A 17,025-nucleotide genomic window follows, 5' to 3' on the forward strand; every position below is an offset into this window, starting at 1 on the left:
ATCTGCCATTATGTTTTAAAAACGCTCTGCAACAAAAGCGGCGCACCTAGGTGCGCCGCGTAACTTTTTTACTCCGTGTCGGTATCCACAACATCTGGAGATTCGTCGCCATCATTTGGCGCCTGACCCACCACATTGTCGTCGTCACTCATATCAACGCTGTCGTCTTGGCCATCTTCTGCGACTTGATCGTCTTCTACAACTTGATCATCTTCTACAACTTGATCATCTTCGACTACCCGCTCGATACCGACAAGATGCTCATCGTTTGTCAAGCGTATCAACGTTACCCCTTGTGTATTTCGACCCTGACAGGACACTTCCGTCACACGAGTTCGCACTAAGGTACCCTGATCGGTAATCAAGATAATTTCATCGGTTTCATCTACCTGAGCTGCGCCGATGACTGGCCCGTTGCGATCAGACACTTGAATACCAATGACCCCTTGGCCACCACGACCGTACACAGGGAAATCTTCTACCAAGGTGCGTTTACCGTAACCATTCTCACATGCCATCAGAACAGCAGAACCCTCTTGAGGAACAATAAGAGAAACCACTTTGGCGCCTTCGCTTAAACGAATACCACGAACACCAGCGGCGGTTCGGCCCATCGCTCGCACATCAGCCTCTTTGAAGCGAATCGTCTTACCAGAAGAAGACACCAACATGATGTCATTGTCACCATTAGTGACTGACACGCCGACCAACTCATCTGTATCGTCGAGGCTCAGGGCAATCAGACCGGTTGAACGTGGACGAGCAAACTGCTGCATCGCCGTCTTCTTAACCGTTCCATTCGCCGTCGCCATAAAAATATAACTGCTGGCTTCAACGATCGCTTCGTCAGCAACATCGTCCGCATCGTCATCACTCTCAGCCGCTTCTACTACCGGCAAAGGCAAGAGCGCTGAAATGGACTCACCCTCTTTTAATGGCAGTAGATTAACAATTGGGCGACCTTTTGCACCTCGACTTGCGACCGGAATTTCAAATACACGCAACCAATAAACCTTACCTATGTTACTGAACAACATAATGGTGTCATGGCTACTGGTCACCAATAGATGCTCAATATGATCTTCGTCTTTCATGCTGGCAGAAGATTTACCGCGGCCACCACGACGCTGCGCTTGATACTCTTCAAGTGGCTGTGATTTCGCATAACCAGTATTAGAAATGGTCACTACCATGGGGGCTTCATCAATCAAATCGGCAATCGTCAAATCTTGACGAGACGTTAAGATCTCGGTACGACGCGCATCGCCAAAAGAGTCACGAACTTCTTCTAGCTCTTCTCGAATAACTTCCATCAAACGATCAGGATTAGACAAAATATTCAGTAATTCACCAATCGTTTCGATTAAGGCTTTGTATTCACCTAGGAGCTTATCGTGCTCTAATCCCGTTAAACGATGCAAACGCAAATCTAAAATCGCTTGAGCTTGATCTGGTGATAAGTGGTATGCACCGTCAACAAAACCGTAACCAGCTTCAAGATCATCCGGACGGCACGCATCCGCACCCGCGCGTTCGAGCATGGCGACAACATTGCCTGGCTCCCAAGACTCGCTCACGATTTTTTCTTTGGCTTCCGCGGAAGTAGGCGAGTTACGAATCAACTCGATTACTCGATCAATATTGGCCAGCGATACAGCTAAACCTTCTAAAATATGACCACGCTCACGCGCTCGGCGTAATTCGTAAATGGTACGACGCGTTACCACTTCACGACGGTGTTTTACAAAGCACTCAAGAATCTGCTTTAAATTCAGTAATTGAGGGCGGCCATCAACCAAGGCCACCATATTAATACCAAAAACCGACTGCAATTGAGTTTGCGTAAAAATATTATTAACCACTACATCCGGATTCTCACCACGACGCAGCTCAATAACAATACGCATACCGTCCTTATCAGACTCATCACGCAGCTCACTGATGCCTTCGAGCTTTTTCTCTTTAACCAGCTCAGCAATTTTTTCAATGACCTTGGCTTTGTTTAACTGATAAGGAATTTCTGTGAAAACGATGGATTGACGATTGCCTTTCTCCATGTCTTCAAAGTGATGGCGTGCACGCATGTAGATGCGGCCACGTCCTGTTTTGTAGGCTTCAATAATCCCTGCGCGACCATTAATGAAGGCACCCGTAGGAAAATCTGGACCAGGGATGTGCTCTATAAGCTCCTCGACCGTCACCTCGGCATTGTCGATAACCGCCAAACAACCATCAATGATTTCGCCTAAATTATGGGGCGGGATATTAGTCGCCATACCTACAGCTATACCCGCCGAGCCATTTACCAACAGCCCTGGCACACGCGCAGGTAACACTTCGGGCATAAACTCCGTACCGTCGTAGTTGGGCACGAAATCAACGGTTTCTTTCTCAAGATCCATCAGAAGATGATGCGAAATCTTCGACATGCGAATTTCGGTATAACGCATGGCAGCCGCACTATCACCATCAACGGAACCGAAGTTACCCTGACCATCGACCAAGGTATAACGCATCGAAAAAGGCTGTGCCATACGAACAATCGTATCATAGACGGCGGAATCACCATGCGGGTGATATTTACCGATGACATCACCGACGATACGCGCTGATTTTTTGTACGGTTTGTTCCAGTCATTTTTCAGTTCATTCATCGCAAATAAAACGCGACGGTGAACAGGCTTCAACCCATCACGTACATCAGGTAATGCTCGACCTACGATAACGCTCATGGCGTAATCTAGGTAAGATCCCTTCAGTTCATTTTCAATACTGACGGGAATAATTTCTCTGGCTAATTCACCCATAGATACAATCGATCCTTATGCCTTGGAGTCGGGAAGACGCCTTAATCTCTTTTTATAAGCGCGGGATTATACCATAAGGAAATAAATAAGACCCCTTCAAGCAACACGTTTTGTTGGTCTATCGTCGAATTATATCGTCATCTCAAATCGAAGTCGTATCGTATAATATGCACAATAACAACAAAGTAAGTTTGTTATTGGTCGACTCTTTAGATGGCGCTACAATAGAAAAATGCGCTTTAATACTAGCACTCAAAATTCACCCGTTAATGAATGATAAATTTCGTCACGCTTACAACGAATAAACAGCCTATCAAGCCTGATCTTTATTTTTCACTAGCCAAAGCCAATTTAATGGACATCACATAATGACCAACACCAAATCAAGCAATGTAGATTTAGACGAAGTAGCAAAATTTGAAGCTCTCGCAAGCCGTTGGTGGGACAAAGAAAACGAATTCAAACCGTTACATGACATCAACCCACTTCGGACCCAATACATTCATGAACGCACTGATGGCCTAGCCGGTAAAAAAGTCATTGATGTAGGCTGTGGCGGTGGCATTTTATCTGAAGCCATGGCAACACTGGGTGCCAAAGTAAAAGGCATCGATATGGGAGAAGCCCCCCTTGCGGTCGCGAAACTCCACAAAGAAGAATCGAACCTTGAAATCGATTACGAAAAAATTACCGCAGAAGAAATCGCCGAACGTGAAGCAGGCCAATACGATGTGGTGACCTGCTTAGAAATGCTCGAGCATGTACCCGATCCAGCGTCGGTTATTAAAGCCTGCATGACACTGGTCAAACCCGGTGGTCATGTATTTTTCTCAACCATTAATCGCAACCCTAAAGCGTATCTTTTTGCTATTGTGGGGGCAGAATACATACTAAAAATGCTCCCCAAAGGCACACATGATTACGCGAAATTCATCCAGCCCGCTGAGCTAAATAATTACGCCCGACGCGCAGGGCTTGACGTTATCCACATGACAGGCATGACCTACAACCCGCTGACTAAAATTTACAAACTAGACGACAAAGATGTATCCGTTAATTATTTAATGCACACACAAAAACTCGACACCTAATCGAAGCACAAGGAGGAGATATGTTCGACTATAATGCCCCAAGCCAATTACTCAAAGACAAGGTTATTCTCGTGACAGGAGCGGGTGATGGGATCGGCAAAGTCGCCGCCCTCACCTACGCCGAACACGGTGCCACCGTGATATTACTCGGTCGCACTCTGAAGAAGCTTGAAGCCGTTTACGATGCCATTGAAACGCTAGGCCACCCGCAAGCGGCCATCGTTCCCCTGAACCTAGACGGGGCCGCCGAACACGACTACCTTGAGCTTGCCAACACCATAGAAAGTGAATTTGGTCATCTCGATGGCCTCCTTCATAACGCCAGCGTGCTAGGCGACAGAACCGCTATATCAACTTACAACCCCGCTACATTCGAACATGTCATGCGAGTAAATGTGACCAGCCAATTTCTGCTTAACCAAGCCTTGTTACCATTACTTGAAAAATCAGACATGGCATCGGTTATTTTTACTTCGTCCAGCGTTGGACGAAAAGCTCAAGCAAACTGGGGCGCCTATGCCGTGTCGAAATTCGCCACCGAAGCCATGATGCAGCTTTTATCTAGCGAGCTTGCCATTAAAACACCCAACATTCGCGTAAATTGCATTAATCCAGGCGCCACTAAAACCAAGATGCGCGCTAGCGCCTATCCAAATGAAGACCCCACAGCACTGCCTAATGCCGTCGATATCATGCCGCTTTATTTGTATTTGATGGGAGAAGACAGCCTCGCGGTGAACGGTCAATCCATAGATGCTCAATAAAACAGTATTCTTCGTTGAGGTCATGGCGGGATCAATAACCACCTACGATGCTAGCCTCCGATCAATTTTTCTAACCTCTCTTCATTGGTGACAGGGGCTTCGCTGGCTGGCTGACTGTTGACGGGCGTCACACCTGTGCCAATTGGTGCAAAGTCACCTATTTTCGGTTCTATTATCGGAGATTTAGTAGCGTCAGCCGACACGACATCTGAAAGCATACTCTCACTTGAAGGCACCTCATCGAGCATAGGACGCTCTGCAAAAATACCTACTTCTGGCATCATACGAATGCGCTTTTCTTCAATATCAGCGGGGATTTTTCCAGTAAACAATACAGTAAATGGGGCGTCATCCGTACGTTTATTTACTTCATCAAAAATGAGCTGCTCACGCTGGGCAATATTACCCTCTTCAAGATACGGCGTTGAACCATCCGCCGTCACCACAACATTTGGCCCCCGCACCGTCACCGAACGTTCGGCAGGAATAACTGCCACATCCTCCGGAGAACTCAGCACAACTTGATGTTGAGAGCGTATAATTTGGTTTCCATAAATGATATCAACAGAATGTAACTCAACGGTTTGCGCATGCACCAACAGAGGCATCGCTACGACAAGTCCTAATGCATACTTCATAAACACGCCATATAAGAGACTCAAGCAAGAAAAACAAAAAAGGAGCCAAAGCAACGCCCAGACCCCTTTAACAACACACAACAATCGTTTATGGCGTAATCACGTCGAAATCGGATTCTGGATTAACATCAGCGTCGTAATCCACACTCTCCAAACCAAAACCAAACAACTTCAAAAATTCATCTTTATAAAGCTGGTAATCTGTTTCAGCAAAAAGGTTTGCATCATTCACCTGCGGCCAAAGTTCACGACACGCCTGCTGAACATCTTCACGCAATTCCCAATCGTCTAAACGCAAACGGTTTTTATCATCCGTCAATTCAGCGGGGTTATGATTATTATATAAACGCTCAGAAAACAAACGATAAATCTGGTCCATACACCCTTCATGCAGCCCCTTTTCACGCATTACTCGGAACACCATCGCCAAATACAAAGGCATCACAGGGATTGCCGATGACGCTTGAGTAACAACAGACTTCAATACAGCAACATTCGCGCCACCGCCAATTTTAGCCAGTTGCGCATCAATCGCCGCTGAAGCACGATCCAAGTCTTCTTTCGCTTTACCTAATGCTCCATGCCAATAAATCGGCCAAGTAATATCTGAGCCAATGTAAGAGTACGCGACGGTTCTCACGCCTTTAGCAAGCACACCGGCATCATTCAGCGCTGACATCCACAACTCCCAATCCTGACCGCCCATAACCGTTGTGGTCGCAGCCACTTCCTCGTCGGTCGCTGGCTCTATTTCTGCTTCGATGATGACATCTTTGTTGGTATCAATAGCCGTCGATTTATAGACATTACCAATAGGTTTCAACACAGAGCGAATCACTTCGCCCGTGTCTGGCATTTTACGCACTGGCGACGCCAATGAATAAACCACCATGTCGATTTCACCTAAATCTTCTTTGATCAATTCAATCACTTTCGCACGAGCTTCATGGGAAAACGCATCACCGTTAATACTTTTCGCGTACAGACCTTCTTCTTTAGCCACTTTGTCAAAAGCCGCTGAGTTGTACCAACCCGCTGTACCCGTTTTTTTGTCAGTACCAGGCTTTTCAAAGAACACACCGATGGTTGCTGCACCAGAACCGAATGCCGCCGCAATACGAGAAGACAATCCGTAACCACTTGATGCGCCAATCACAAGTACTTTTTTAGGGCCATTTTCAATCGCCCCTTTGCTTTTAGTAAAAGCGATCTGATCTCTTACATTTTGCTCACAACCCACTGGGTGCGTTGTTGTACAAATAAATCCGCGAATCTTTGGTTTAATGATCATAATATCTTCTCAACGTCATGTTTTGCTTACGTCTTGTCCGACAATTACATCATATATGGCAGACAAGACAAATCTATTCCCATGATACAATAGCAAGACGAATATGTCCTGATTCTGCTAAAAATACAGAACCAAAAGCCTCACATTATTGAGAGAACACACTTTGCACCTACTTGTCATCGGCTACGTCTGGCCAGAACCCAATTCATCGGCTGCTGGCAGTCGAATGATGCAGCTGCTCAACAGCTTTCACAAAGCACAATGGAAAATATCTTTTGCAAGCCCTGCTCAACAAACAGAGCACATGACAGACTTATCTCAATTGGGCATAGAAGCAGATCACATCGCACTGAATGACACATCATTCGATACTTATATCGCAGACAAAAAACCAGACATTGTGATGTTTGATCGATTCATGATGGAAGAACAATTTGGCTGGCGTGTCGAAAAATTTAGCCCTGAATCCTTGCGAGTACTAAACACGGAAGACCTGCACTCACTAAGACAAGCACGACACAATGCGCTTAAACAAAACAAAAAGTTTGCCATAGAAGACTTGTATTCCGACCATGGTATTCGAGAGATCGCCGCCATACACCGCTGCGATCTAACCTTGATGATTTCTGAAATGGAAGCCAAACTTCTAATAGACGAGTTTCATGTTCCAGACACTCACGTCTTGCACCTGCCTTTTATGCTACCACCCTCCCAAGACACCGATACCCTACCGCGTTTTGAAGAGCGACAGCATTTCATTAGCATTGGTAACTTTCGTCACGCGCCCAACTGGGATGCCGTACTGCAATTAAAAACAGAAATCTGGCCCAAGATCCGCAAACGACTCCCTAAGGCAGAAATGCATATTTATGGCGCCTACCCACCACCAAAAGCCACCCAATTGCACAACGCTAAAGAAGGCTTTTTAGTAAAAGGCTGGGCAGAAAATGCTCACCAGGTAATGCAACAAGCAAGATTGTGCTTAGCACCTCTTCGCTTTGGCGCCGGTATCAAAGGCAAATTAGTCGAAGCCATGCAAATGGGAACACCCAGTATCACCACGGCGATTGGAGCAGAATCCATGCACGGTGAACTTCCATGGAATGGCGTTATCACAGAGGACATAGACACTTTTGTTGATGCGGCCGTTTCCCTATATGAAGACAAAACAAGCTGGTTAGTCATGCAACAGAATGGCCATAGAATTTTACAAGCTCGCTACCAAGCCGAAGAGTGGGAACCTAAATTAATCAACCGATTAACACTACAGGTTCGACTAAGGGAAAACGTGAGAAAGAAACATTTCTTAGGTTTGATGCTGCGACACCACAGCCTCAAAAGCACGCAATACATGTCTCAGTGGATAGAGCTGAAGAACGCAAAAGACGATAAATAACAACACTCTCGCGAGCGAACATGCAAAAATCAGTGATGACTGACAAACTGACTTTTGGCCTCACGCTCGCGGACTTTTTTCATCACCGCTTGCTGTGACACTTTATTCATACTGCCCCACTGACTAATCTCTTTACCCGTTCGATAACACCCGACACATACGTCATTGTCATCTAACAGACAAACATTAACGCATGGGGATTTAACTTGTGGTCTATGTTGTGACATTTTTTATCCACTTAATTTCGCAACCAAAAAACAACGCACTGACAGAGACAAACCTCTACCAGTGCGTAAACACTTAGTATTCTGCGTTATGATAAACACGCTGCACATCGTCAAGATCGTTCAAAAGGTCTAAGAAACGGTCAAACTGCTCCACTTCTTCACCTTGAATTTCAGTTGTGTTTTGTGCAACAAATTGAATTTCATCAACGTCAAATTCGATATCACCAAGGGCGTCGGTTAAGGCAATTTTCGCTTTGCTGTAATCCGTGTGAGGGGCAAATACCGTCACTTTGCCGTCTTCAAGCTCAATATCCGTGACATCGACATCCGCCATCATCAAAGCGTCAAGAATGACCTCTTCATCCGTACCAGTAAATACAAAGATAGCACTGTGATCAAACATATGACTCACACTACCTTGGCTACCGATCTTGCACTTAACCTTATTAAAACAAGTTCGCACATCGCCAAAAGTACGATTCGCATTGTCCGATAAACAATCCACAATCACCATAGTATTGCCTGGTCCAAAACCTTCATAGCGTGCTGTGTCAAAGTCTTCTCCACCGCCACCTTTCGCCTTATCAATCGCTTTATCGATAACGTGAGTTGGCACCTGATCTTTTTTAGCTCGCTCGATCAGAGAACGCAGTGACAAATTACCATTTGGGTCGATACCACCGGATTTTGCGCAAACATAAATCTCACGGCCGTATTTACTGTACACCTTGGCTTTTTGGTCAGACGTTTTTGCCATGGACTCTTTGCGGTTTTGAAAGGCTCTGCCCATTACATATTCCTATAATTTACTGTCTTAAAAATCAGATTCTAACGTGTCGCCCAAAAAGAAGGAACTACTAGCCCGCCATAAATACAATAAATCGCAGCATTACAACCGGTTACGGGCATCAACATCAGCCTCTGGCAAGAGCAATCGCTCAAATTCCTGATCCTTGTCTTGCCAGAGTGTATTCACCCATTGCTGGAAATACGCCCTGTATTCAGGGTCATTGTGATAATCACCCAACAGCGCTGCGTCAATCGGCAGGACTCGTATATGCACTTTTATGTTTGCGACCTTCCCACAAAGATAATCAAAAAAGCGAGGGGCTCCATTCGGATACACGATAGTCACGTCTATTAACTGATGCAATTTACCGTTCATTGCATTTAGGGCAAACGACAGACCGCCCGCCTTGGGCATCAATAAATGCTTATAGTTGCTTTCTTGCTGCGCTTGTTTTTGATTTGTAAAACGTGTCCCCTCAAGGAAATTCATAATCGACAACGGAAAGTGCTGAAATTTATCACAGGCTTTTTGTGTGGCAGCAATGTCTGTCCCTTTTAATTCGGGACACTTTTTAAGCTGTGCCGCGCTGTAACGTTTCATAAAAGGAAACTCCAGCGCCCACCAAACCAGCCCAATAAATGGGACCCAGACGAGCTCTCGCTTTAAAAAAAACTTAATAAAAGGTATGCGACGGTTAAAGAGCCGCTGCAGTATCAAAATATCCACCCAAGACTGATGATTGGCCGTCACCATATACCATTCTTTTGTCGTAAAGGATTGAACACCTGAAAGACGCAAAGTCGATCGACCCAAACAACGCTGATTCGCATTATTCATAGTAATCCAAAAAGTGGCGATATCGTCCAGCACAACGTTTATCGTGGCTTTTACAGAAGTAAATGGCACAACCCATTTTATCAGCGCCAATAACATCACCGGCGTAAAACACAGCAGGGTATTCATCACAATAAGAACGAAAGATATAACCCCTTTTAACTCGGATAAAACCGGCATAAACACGACCCGAAAAATGACATTTTTGTATTATATCAGTAGAAATGCGTGTTTTAGAAATCCTCATTATTTACACGCCAGTTTAGTAGATTGCTTTGATCGTAAAACGGTATAGTAGTGGATGATGAACAGCGATGTTCATCAGTCGTTATTTTATGTCACTGTTAATCATGGTGATTATTTTAATTACCTGCCACAACGGCACCAGTTAGCACCTGTATAGGACTCCTACTTCACCTATGTCCATCACAAAAGGCTTTAAAATTCGGCATAAACTTTTTGCTGTGTTTGTGTTGAGTAACATTTTACTGATTGTGTCTATGTGGCAAGTATTTCAATGGAGCTTTGATCGCGGGTTTGTATCTTACGCCACAGAGCGAGATCGTGACTTTTTAGAGCAAATGGCCAATAGAAGCGCCAATCTTTACATTTATTATGATGATTGGTATTTCTTGGTTCAAGAAAGTCGTATGGAGAGCGATTGGCATCAATCCAAGATGCGAAACTTGCACGACCTCATCCCCCCACCTAGCACCCCAAATTTGGATTTAATTTACCCCTCTCAATATTACCGTAAACGGTTTTTATTATTTGATAGCCAAAAAGAGGCCATTATTGGCGAAAAACGTTTTAACGACGCTGAAACTCATGCGGTAACGGTAGACAGGAAAATCGTGGGTTATGTTGGTTTGCGCTCCATTCGCGAATTAGTACAAGATCAGACACTGCGCTTTGTTCGCCAACAAGGTGAAGCTTTCTTGCTTATTTCTGCCTTTATGTTGGCTATTGCCGCCTTGTTAACATGGCCTCTTGCACAATGGTTAAGTCGGCCTATTATATCGATGCAAAGAGCCACTAAAAAGCTCGCCGCCGGTAAGTTTGAAACTCGAATAACGGTCAAGGGCGCAGACGAGCTGTCCAGTTTAAGCAGTGATTTTAATAACCTAGCGTGTACACTAGAGCGCACAAGAGAAGCACGAAAACGTTGGGTGGCGGACACCGCACACGAACTACGGACGCCGGTTGCCATTCTTCGCGGTGAAATAGAAGCCATGCAAGATGGGGTAATAAAAGTATCTCCCGACAGTCTCGCATCGCTTCACCAAGAAACGTTGCATATTGCTCGACTCATAGACGACCTTAATCAGCTCTCAATGCATGATATGGGCAGTTTAAATTATGAAATGGAAGAGGTTACTTTAGATGAAATTATTGAACAGACCGTTCAATCCATGGCACTGCCCTTTCAAGATGCAGGATTGACGTTGCAATTTGTTCGCCCTCAAAAGTACGCTATCACAATGGAAGGCGATTCAGATCGGTTGCACCAACTTTTTTCTAATCTCATGAACAATTCGTTGAAATACACAAATGCACCAGGCAAGTTGACCGTGACCTTAACCAAAAAGGCTCACACCGCGATTATTCTATTTGAAGACTCAGCCCCCGGCGTCAGTGATGAAGATACTAATAGAATTTTTGAACAATTTTTTCGCGTTGAAAACTCAAGGAATAGAGCAACAGGAGGCAGAGGATTAGGCCTAGCCATTTGCTCTAGCATTGTCAACGGCCACCAAGGCACAATCGGTGCTTACCACTCTCTTGAGGGTGGGTTAGGTATAAAAATTGAATTCCCTTTAAATCACTCTCTCTAACCGCACAGGAATACATACTATTATGAGCAAAGTACTGATTATTGAAGATGAGCCAAAATTAGCGGAATTAATGGCCGCTTATTTAGACCAAGCCGGTTATGAGCATCATCATTTGGATCGCGGTGATATTGCGGTGAACTACGTTAAAAACAACAAAGTTGACATTATTTTGCTCGATTTAATGCTGCCCGGCTTAGATGGTGTGGAGATCTGCAAACAAGTACGTCAATTTAGCGGCGTCCCCATCATCATGGTAACCGCAAAAGCGGAAGAAATTGATCGCCTAATCGGCCTAGAAATGGGAGCCGATGACTATGTCTGCAAACCCTTTAGCCCTCGTGAAATTGTTGCACGCGTCAAAGCTAATCTGCGCCGTGTTGAGTTTGATCAAACCGAATCCCCCAGAACAGATGGATTTGATCTTGATATTGATCGTATCAGAGCAACGTACAAAGGCGAACTCATTGACCTTACAACGGTAGAATTTCAATTACTGCAGCTGCTTATAAAAGAGCCTGGGCGTGTTTTTGGTCGAGACCTGATTATGAAAAGCATTTATGCCGACAGTCGTGTCGTGAGTGATCGTACCATTGACAGCCACATAAAAAAATTACGCAAAAAAATCTCCGCGGTGGCCCCTGAATTAAACGTCATTCATTCGGTTTATGGTGCAGGATACCGATTCGAAAACAACGATCACTAAGCGCATTTCAAAGGAATGGATCTTGAACAATTTTTTAGAAGTATTGATATTTTCGTTTTCCGTCACCATGCCCATTTTTCTAATTTTGGTACTAGGTGCGGTTTTATATCGAATACGCCTTATTAACGATAACTTCGTTGATGTCGCGTCTAAATTAGTATTCAACGTCACACTTCCCGCCCTGCTTTTTATTAGCATTTCAAAGACAAGTCTCAGCACTGATACGGATTTGTCTTTGGCTATTTATGCGATGATCGCGGTCACCATCACTTACTTCGCATTGGAAGTGTTGCTGTCAATATGGGTATCTGACAAAGCAGAGCGTGCCGTCTTAGTACAAGGTGCGTTTCGCTCAAACATGGGCATTATTGGCTTGGCGTATTGTGTTAATGCCTATGGCGATGAGGTATTTTCTGTTGCTTCTGGGTATTTGGGCGGCGTTACGGTACTTTTCAATATATTGTCGGTCATTGGTTTAAATCGTGCACTTGGCGCCAATGTCGGCCTAGTCGTCATTCTTAAAGGAATTGCGAAAAATCCATTAATTATTGCTATTCTCGCGGCGTTTATGGCGTCTTCAACTGGCTTCACTCTGCCCTCTACCCTACATAAAGCCGGCGACTATTTTGCTCAAATGACACTGCCTTTGGCCTTGTTGTGCGCGGGAGCATCCTTGAGTTTTAAGTCATTAAAAACAGGAATGATTGGCGCAATTATGGCATCGGTCAGTAAGCTGATTTTTATTCCGTTGACATTGACATTGGGAGGCTATTGGTTGGGCTATCGCGGCATGGAACTTGGCGTACTTTTTCTCATGTCTTCTGCCCCCACCGCCTCGGCTAGCTATATCATGGTTCGCGCCATGAAAGGCAATGCCACCTTGGCCGCAAACATCATTGTCATCACGACCATTGCCTCCTTGCTAACCACCAGCATTGGCGTTACTTTGTTACGCAGTTTCAAGCTAATTTAAACCATAAGACACCCTTATCCCAAGGTAAAATGTCACACTCTATTAGTGCTAATAAACATAATAACAGAGAGAGAGACTTTTTTTGATTTCACAATTCCGTAAGCATCGGCTGTCTTTTATTACACTTGGCTGCGCCCTTCTTACCTTACTTTTCTTTGGTGTTAATACGATTGCCTATCAAGCGCTCATCATAGACAAGCACTCTGAAGGCCAAGATCAATTGCTTGATTATGTCATTGAACTACGCAATGAATTAAAGAATTATCATATTTTGCCTTTCGCCCTCGCTGACAACCCCACGCTACTGGCTTTTATGGGCAGCCCACAAAACACGAACTTAAAACAGCGCCTTCAAAGACAGCTTGAAGACCTAACACACGTCTCCAAAACACAAGACTGGTTTATTCTATCCCAAAAAGGCGATTTATTGGTATCGAGCGAACAATCCCCCCATTTCAAATTAAGCGACTATTTCAACAAAGAGGATTTGAGCTCAGTACTAAAGGAACAGCAAGGCGAATACATCTTGATCTCGGGTTACAATGCTGAGTACAACCAGTCGGCGCATCTCGTGTTAGCGCCTGTTTACACCGCGACAGGTCTTGCTGGCGCGGTAGCCGTTCGCATCAATGTGAGTGATCTCATAGAAAGGTGGAATGTGTCAGACGATTTAGTGGTTATGACCGATCAAAACAACTTGATTTTCTTGGCCAGTAAACTGAGTCGCTTATTGGTCAACAACTGGCTAGAAAGTCACACGGACGTACAGTTTTTAAACCGGACTCGCGCTCAAATCTACCATTTAAACAATGAGTATTTTCTACTGCAAAATGTCACTTTAGATGACTTAAAGTGGCAAGTTCATTATTTATCTAATCTGAATGGCATTCAGAAAAAGGCGCAAAATATCGCCTTTATTAGCCTTGGGGTGTTTGCGTTAGTTTTCCTTTTCTGGCTCTATCGAAGGGAACGCGCTTTAAAAATTGCCTCGAAATTAGAAAATGAACTTTTAATTGCCGACAGCGCATTACGTCAACGCGTGCTGATAGAAAACACCCACGTCGGGCTCTTACAACTGACGAAACGTGGTGAAATATCGTTTGTGAACCCCATGGGACTACGCTATTTCGGCGAAAGAGCTCAGCTAAATGGTCACTTTTTGTCTGATTTTTTACCAGATTGTTCAGAAAATCAGATCGCACTGTCGTTTATTACGTCTTTGCAATCGTACAAAACACCCGACGCCGCGTTCACGTCCACACTATTAGAGCGGGAAGTCGTACTGCAAAAAGACAATGGCCAAACATTTCCGGCCCTTTTGTCCATCTCCTCTTTAGAATGGAGCGATTCTCAAGGGTACCTCGTTACCCTAATCAACATCAGTAAACGTAAAAAAGCGGAGCTCAATTTATTAGACGCTAATTCACGCCTAGAAGAGCGCGTCCTTGAACGAACCAATGCTCTTGAGGTGGCGCAAAAAGAGTTATTGAGAACCGAAAAGCTCGCCGCGATTGGACAAATGTCCACGGCCATTGCCCACGAGCTCAATCAGCCCCTAACGGGCATTAGAACGCTTGCCTATACGGCTGAGTTGTTATTGAAACGCCAAGACACTGAGCAAGCATTAAAAACACTTATGGACCTAGAATCTCTGGTTGTTCGAATGCAAAAACTCACCAGTGAATTAAAAGTGCTGGCCTATCGACGCCCTGAGCAGCTCGCACCCACCTTAATTAGAGCATCCTTAGACCGCGCCATAGAGAACCTTGGTGACGATGTGCATGACGTTCACTGGGACATTAAACTCTCCCCTTTAGACAGCGTTCTTGCTGAGCCAACAAGGCTAGAAAGGATTTTTTCCAATTTAATCAGTAATTCCGTTCAAGCCTGTACGGAGCAAAAAATACCCACACACATTCAAGTCTGCCTAACCTTAAAAAATGACCGCATTACGATAAACTACCAAGACAACGGCCCAGGTATCGATAAAGCGCAACTAACGCATATTTTTGAACCTTTTTTCACCACGAAAGACATCGGTAAAGGGTTAGGGCTTGGGTTAGCCATCAGTGCAAACCTAGCCAAAGACATGAATGGAACGCTGCAAGCCTGTCACAACCTCGATTCCCAACTGATCTTTCGTTTAACCTTGCTGAAGGCCTAACCATGGAAAGCATAAGCACAAGTTCTCAGATTGAAATTTGGCTGTTAGATGATGACGACATTGTTCGCTCAACGACCGCACAATGGTTGCGCTTGTCAAACCACGAAGTCCGCGAGTTTCAAGAAGCACAAGACATCATCAACCAGTTTCATCCTGGGCAAGCCTGTATTATTGTCAGCGATATTCGCATGACACCAATTGACGGTTTATCGCTCATGGCCAACTGCCTAGCCAAAGAAAAAGACCTCCCGTTTATATTGATTACCGGTCACGGGGACATAGACACGGCGGTAAATTCCCTTAGAGATGGCGCGTTCGACTTTTTAGAAAAACCCTTTGATCCTAACCGCTTGCTGAAAACAGTCGAAAAAGCCATCCAATTAAGAAAAGTACAACGTCAACACGCCAATCAATCGCAATACTTAGGTGATCTACACGGTTTAGAAGAAACCATTATTGGTCAAAATGAACAAATGATCCGAGTCAGACAGCAAATATTAACCTTTGCCAGCATGGACACCCACGTGATTGTTTACGGTAAAACAGGCTGCGGCAAAGAGCTCGTTGCCAAGGCATTACATGATTGCAGCCCCAGAAATACCCAGCCCTTCGTCGCGATCAATTGCGCCGCTATTCCCGCCGACCTGTTTGAGAGCGAACTGTTTGGCCACGAGGCAGGGGCGTTTACCAGCGCCAACAAAAAACGCGTCGGCAAATTGGAACATGCCAGTGGCGGCACACTGTTTCTGGACGAAATAGAAAGCATGCCCCTCGCCATGCAAATTAAATTACTGCGTGTGCTCCAAGAAAATCAGCTCGAAAGAATTGGCAGCAATGCCACTATCCACATTGATTTAAGAGTGGTTGCAGCGGCCAAGAGCGATTTACAAGCACTGGAAAATTTCAGGCAAGATTTATTTTTTCGCCTGAATGTCTCGCAAATTCATCTTCCCGATTTGCGCAGCAGAGGGTCAGATATCCCTCTACTCTTCGAACATTTTTGCCGTATCGCCATTAAAGAGCGTGGCGGCCAATCTCAGCCTTTGAGTCCAATAGACCATGAAACATTGGCACTTTACGGATGGCCCGGCAATGTCCGTGAACTCCGAAACGTCGCCCTTAGATTTGCTTTAGAACCCAATACCAGCGTTGCCAAAATATTGGCCGGGTATCAAGCTCAAGATGACCTAGACACCATAACACCACTGCCTTTGAGTGTTAAAGTTCAAGAATTTGAGCGGAGTCTCATCGAGGCCAGTATTCGACAGCAAAAAGGCAATATCCAACTGGTACTGGAGCAGTTACAGCTTCCGCGGCGCACACTGAATCAAAAAATGCAAAAATACGGCCTGAACCGCGTCGACTATTTAGACTAACTAATCAGATCCATCAAAGTCAGAAAAGCGCGAGAAAAACCCATTGAAACGTTGGGAGCACCAAAACATTCTATAAAACTTAATAAGAACCAGTTGCATTTGAAATGAAAGTGTCATTTAATGATAATCATTATCA

General features: G+C 44.8%; 14 protein-coding genes. 8 read left to right on the plus strand and 6 right to left on the minus strand.

The window, feature by feature from the left end:
• Positions 1–68 precede the first annotated feature (68 nt).
• Positions 69–2,807 carry a DNA gyrase subunit A gene (gene gyrA / locus FXV75_RS09820; RefSeq protein WP_148832969.1) on the minus strand — a complete coding sequence of 913 codons (2,739 nt, stop codon included), beginning with the start codon at positions 2,805–2,807 and terminating at the stop codon, positions 69–71.
• Positions 2,808–3,175: 368 nt separating this feature from the next.
• Here gyrA and ubiG point away from each other — a divergent pair, with 368 nt between their 5' ends.
• Positions 3,176–3,898, plus strand: a complete 723-nt coding sequence (gene ubiG / locus FXV75_RS09825; protein ID WP_148832971.1) for a bifunctional 2-polyprenyl-6-hydroxyphenol methylase/3-demethylubiquinol 3-O-methyltransferase UbiG — start codon at positions 3,176–3,178, stop codon at positions 3,896–3,898.
• A gap of 20 nt (positions 3,899–3,918) precedes the next feature.
• Entirely contained in the window at positions 3,919–4,662 is a 744-nt protein-coding gene (locus FXV75_RS09830) for a YciK family oxidoreductase (protein WP_148832974.1), read from the plus strand.
• 50 nt (positions 4,663–4,712) lie between these two features.
• Here the strand turns inward: FXV75_RS09830 and FXV75_RS09835 are convergent, their stop codons facing one another.
• Positions 4,713–5,300 carry a hypothetical protein gene (locus FXV75_RS09835; protein WP_148832976.1) on the minus strand — a complete coding sequence of 196 codons (588 nt, stop codon included), beginning with the start codon at positions 5,298–5,300 and terminating at the stop codon, positions 4,713–4,715.
• 88 nt (positions 5,301–5,388) lie between these two features.
• A complete protein-coding gene (gene fabV, locus FXV75_RS09840; protein ID WP_148832978.1) occupies positions 5,389–6,591 on the minus strand; it encodes an enoyl-ACP reductase FabV in 1,203 nt (400 codons plus the stop codon).
• Between the two features lie 163 nt (positions 6,592–6,754).
• Here fabV and FXV75_RS09845 point away from each other — a divergent pair, with 163 nt between their 5' ends.
• Complete coding sequence (locus FXV75_RS09845; protein WP_148832980.1) at positions 6,755–7,987, plus strand: glycosyltransferase; 1,233 nt, start codon at positions 6,755–6,757, stop codon at positions 7,985–7,987.
• Positions 7,988–8,016: 29 nt separating this feature from the next.
• Here FXV75_RS09845 and FXV75_RS09850 read toward each other — a convergent pair whose 3' ends face one another.
• From FXV75_RS09850 to FXV75_RS09860, 3 genes are all read right to left on the minus strand, one after another.
• On the minus strand, positions 8,017–8,214 hold the full coding sequence (locus FXV75_RS09850) for a DUF1289 domain-containing protein (RefSeq protein ID WP_148832982.1): 198 nt from the start codon (positions 8,212–8,214) through the stop codon (positions 8,017–8,019).
• Positions 8,215–8,287: 73 nt separating this feature from the next.
• Positions 8,288–9,004 (minus strand): YebC/PmpR family DNA-binding transcriptional regulator, encoded by a 717-nt coding sequence (locus tag FXV75_RS09855; RefSeq protein ID WP_148832984.1) that lies wholly within the window; start codon positions 9,002–9,004, stop codon positions 8,288–8,290.
• A gap of 99 nt (positions 9,005–9,103) precedes the next feature.
• A complete protein-coding gene (locus FXV75_RS09860) occupies positions 9,104–10,018 on the minus strand; it encodes an acyltransferase (RefSeq protein WP_148832986.1) in 915 nt (304 codons plus the stop codon).
• 239 nt (positions 10,019–10,257) lie between these two features.
• On the opposite strand from FXV75_RS09860, the gene FXV75_RS09865 reads away from it, so the two are divergent.
• The 5 genes from FXV75_RS09865 (at position 10,258) to FXV75_RS09885 (ending at position 16,889) form a co-directional block, all read left to right on the plus strand.
• The gene (locus FXV75_RS09865) at positions 10,258–11,673 is read left to right on the plus strand and encodes an ATP-binding protein (protein ID WP_148832989.1); all 1,416 of its coding nucleotides are present in this window, start codon (positions 10,258–10,260) and stop codon (positions 11,671–11,673) included.
• Between the two features lie 22 nt (positions 11,674–11,695).
• Positions 11,696–12,376 (plus strand): response regulator, encoded by a 681-nt coding sequence (locus tag FXV75_RS09870; protein ID WP_148832990.1) that lies wholly within the window; start codon positions 11,696–11,698, stop codon positions 12,374–12,376.
• Positions 12,377–12,398: 22 nt separating this feature from the next.
• Positions 12,399–13,349, plus strand: a complete 951-nt coding sequence (locus FXV75_RS09875) for an AEC family transporter (protein ID WP_187424875.1) — start codon at positions 12,399–12,401, stop codon at positions 13,347–13,349.
• A gap of 82 nt (positions 13,350–13,431) precedes the next feature.
• Positions 13,432–15,513: an ATP-binding protein gene (locus FXV75_RS09880; protein WP_148832994.1), complete on the plus strand. Its 2,082-nt coding sequence runs from the start codon at positions 13,432–13,434 to the stop codon at positions 15,511–15,513.
• A 2-nt stretch (positions 15,514–15,515) separates the two neighbouring features.
• Entirely contained in the window at positions 15,516–16,889 is a 1,374-nt protein-coding gene (locus FXV75_RS09885) for a sigma-54-dependent transcriptional regulator (RefSeq protein ID WP_148832996.1), read from the plus strand.
• Positions 16,890–17,025: the final 136 nt, after the last annotated feature.

The organism is Marinomonas sp. IMCC 4694 (assembly GCF_008122525.1).
Classification (GTDB): Bacteria; Pseudomonadota; Gammaproteobacteria; order Pseudomonadales; family Marinomonadaceae; genus Marinomonas.

Excerpts from the sequence above, each read along its gene's own strand:
- FXV75_RS09860 (WP_148832986.1), bottom strand. The coding sequence starts at position 10,018 with ATGCCGGTTTTATCCGAGTTAAAAGGGGTTATATCTTTCGTTCTTATT.
- fabV (WP_148832978.1), bottom strand. The coding sequence starts at position 6,591 with ATGATCATTAAACCAAAGATTCGCGGATTTATTTGTACAACAACGCAC.
- FXV75_RS09870 (WP_148832990.1), top strand. The coding sequence starts at position 11,696 with ATGAGCAAAGTACTGATTATTGAAGATGAGCCAAAATTAGCGGAATTA.
- FXV75_RS09865 (WP_148832989.1), top strand. The coding sequence starts at position 10,258 with ATGTCCATCACAAAAGGCTTTAAAATTCGGCATAAACTTTTTGCTGTG.
- FXV75_RS09850 (WP_148832982.1), bottom strand. The coding sequence starts at position 8,214 with ATGTCACAACATAGACCACAAGTTAAATCCCCATGCGTTAATGTTTGT.
- FXV75_RS09885 (WP_148832996.1), top strand. The coding sequence starts at position 15,516 with ATGGAAAGCATAAGCACAAGTTCTCAGATTGAAATTTGGCTGTTAGAT.
- gyrA (WP_148832969.1), bottom strand. The coding sequence starts at position 2,807 with ATGGGTGAATTAGCCAGAGAAATTATTCCCGTCAGTATTGAAAATGAA.
- FXV75_RS09855 (WP_148832984.1), bottom strand. The coding sequence starts at position 9,004 with ATGGGCAGAGCCTTTCAAAACCGCAAAGAGTCCATGGCAAAAACGTCT.
- FXV75_RS09835 (WP_148832976.1), bottom strand. The coding sequence starts at position 5,300 with ATGAAGTATGCATTAGGACTTGTCGTAGCGATGCCTCTGTTGGTGCAT.
- ubiG (WP_148832971.1), top strand. The coding sequence starts at position 3,176 with ATGACCAACACCAAATCAAGCAATGTAGATTTAGACGAAGTAGCAAAA.
- FXV75_RS09830 (WP_148832974.1), top strand. The coding sequence starts at position 3,919 with ATGTTCGACTATAATGCCCCAAGCCAATTACTCAAAGACAAGGTTATT.